1 protein-coding gene is annotated in these 235 nt (G+C 42.1%); it reads right to left on the bottom strand.

The features are described 5' to 3' along the window. On the bottom strand, positions 1–235 hold a 235-nt coding region (locus tag KVT27_RS26190; protein WP_217582334.1), incomplete at both ends, for an ABC transporter permease subunit.

Here is a 235-nt window from a genome sequence, read left to right as displayed (position 1 = left end):
AGTTTCGCGCTAGGCATGTAGAGCTGTTGGACAAAGATATCGTTCATTATTGTAACACTTTTTAGTATAGCTAGTGTAGCCGTTGCTGGCAGCAATAAGGGGAAAATAATCGAGCGGAAAATCCGCACGTAAGATGCGCCATCCAACATCGCACTCTCGTCGAGCTGTACCGAAATCTTCTCGAGAAACTGCATATAAATGTAGATCTGCATAATATCTGTTCCGATATAAATCA

Source organism: Lysinibacillus sp. GbtcB16 (genome assembly GCF_019091145.1).
GTDB classification, from domain to species: Bacteria; Bacillota; Bacilli; order Bacillales_A; family Planococcaceae; genus Lysinibacillus; species Lysinibacillus fusiformis.
This window is presented reverse-complemented; position numbering and strand designations above follow the sequence as displayed.